The following is a 2,188-nucleotide window of genomic DNA, read 5'->3' on the forward strand; positions in this document are numbered from 1 at the left end:
TTTGAGCAGTTGTTACCCCAGAAGTCTACGTTGATTCAGCAATTAGAGACAACACCTGTCGAAAAGCGTGAGGAACTACTTATGACTCATATTCGCTCTGAAACTGCGATAGTATTAGGTTCAAAAGTGCCGCAAAGAATAAAGCTTCGACAATCTTTGTTCGAGCTAGGGATAGACTCTTTAATGGCCGTCGAATTGAAAAATCGTCTAGAATCAAGTTTAGGCATTTTTTTAAGTTCTACTTTATTATTTGACTATCCTACCCTGGAAGGTTTAGTAAATTATTTAATAGAGAAAATAATACCAATGGAGTTTTCTTTAACATCGGCAGAAGAAACATCACCAGCTGAATCTCAGTCGACATTTCGGAAAGAAGCAGAACAGATATCAGAATCGGAGGCTGAAGCAAGATTGCTTAAAGAATTAGAACAAATGAATTATTAGTATCACAAGTTAGTCTGTTTGAATCCCTGGAAGGTGCCTTTAAGTATAACAACTAACGGCATTACTGTATCAAAACATGAACTATGAAAATTTAAAATTAATGCATGTTTTGAAGCTAATAGCTAATCGGCTATTTCGCATCTAAGCTTCCGATCTGGTTGACTGAAACTATCAAGGATAGCTCTACTAGATCCAATGTAAATACGTCTAAACCTATCTACGAATATTTTACTATCGGCTTCGTAGCTAAAATCAGCAACACATAATTAACCTAAAATTTACCAGCTATTAAGTAAAAGGTATTAAACATGACAACTAATTTAGAACATGCAAACACAAATAATTCTTTATCAGCTACTAAACGAGCACTAGTAGCTTTGAAGGAAATGCAGTCTGAACTACAAGTTTTCAAATATGCTCAAAGTGAACCGATAGCTATTATTGGTATGGGATGCCGCTTCCCTGGGGGAGTAAATTCCCCTGCTGACTTTTGGCAGTTATTAAACAAGGGCGTAGATGGCATTACTGAAGTTCCTTCTCAACGCTGGAATATTGATGAATACTATGACCCAAACCCCGAAACCCCTGGCAAAATCTCTACCCGTTACGGAGGATTTATAGACCAGGTTGATAGGTTTGATGCTCAATTTTTCAATATTGCTCCGCGGGAAGCAGTTAGCTTAGATCCTCAACAAAGACTTCTTTTAGAAGTAGGTTGGGAAGCTCTAGAAAACACGAACCAAGTGCCAGAGAAACTGTTTAATAGTTTGACAGGAGTATTTATCGGCATTACTGGTAATGACTACGCCCATCAACTCTTAGCTAGTCAACCTCCAGATGCTTATTATGGCACAGGCAATGCTTTATCGGCAGCAGCTGGACGTTTATCGTATACGTTCAAATTTACTGGTCCAAGTTTGGCAGTAGAAACTGCTTGTTCCTCATCTTTAGTGGCTCTTCATCAAGCTTGTCAGAGTTTGCGAGCTAAAGAATGTAACTTAGCTTTGGTAGGTGGGGTTAACTTAATGCTCTCTCCTCATCTCTCAATTTTCTTTAGTAAAACCAAAGCTTTATCTACTAACGGTCATTGTAAGACTTTTGATGCAGCAGCAGATGGTTATGTGCGAGGGGAAGGATGTGGTATTGTAGTGCTCAAACGGCTATCTGATGCAGTGGCAGACAAAGATGATATTCTTGCAGTCATTCGAGGTACGGCAGTTAATCAAGATGGTCCTAGTGGTGGGTTGACAGTACCGAATGGCCCTTCTCAGAAAGCAGTAATTCGGCAAGCATTAAAAAACGCTAATTCAAATCCTCTAGATATTGACTATGTCGAAGCTCACGGCACAGGAACTAGTCTAGGAGATCCTATTGAAGTAGAGGCTTTGTGTCAAGCTTTCTGTCAAGAACGTTCTGAAGAGCAACCTTTGATTATTAGTTCAGTCAAAACCAATATCGGTCACTTAGAAGCAGCAGCAGGAATTGCAGGATTAATTAAGGTTGTGTTGCAAATGCAACATCAAGAAATTGCTCCTCATTTACATTTTAATCAACCTAATCCTTACATTAATTGGGATGAATTACCAGTAAGAGTCCCTAAGACTAATTTACCTTGGATAAAAGGAGAAAAATCTCGTCTGGCAGGACTGAGTTCTTTTGGGTTCAGCGGCACTAATGCCCATGTAATCTTAGAAGAAGCTCCAGAACAAGTGGTCGAAAGTCAGAAATCAGAACCGAAAAGCTC

At 39.2% G+C, this 2,188-nt stretch carries 2 protein-coding genes; both read left to right on the plus strand.

All coding sequences use genetic code 11. The features are described 5' to 3' along the window. On the plus strand, nt 1-444 hold a 444-nt coding region (locus C7B62_RS26980; RefSeq protein ID WP_146132230.1), incomplete at its 5' end, for an acyl carrier protein. Between the two features lie 308 nt (nt 445-752). Beyond that, nucleotides 753-2,188, plus strand: a 1,436-nt coding sequence (locus C7B62_RS25260; protein WP_146132231.1) for a type I polyketide synthase, incomplete at its 3' end; no start/stop codon positions are given.

The sequence above is a fragment of the Pleurocapsa sp. CCALA 161 genome (assembly GCF_003003995.1).
Taxonomy (GTDB): Bacteria; Cyanobacteriota; Cyanobacteriia; order Cyanobacteriales; family Xenococcaceae; genus Waterburya.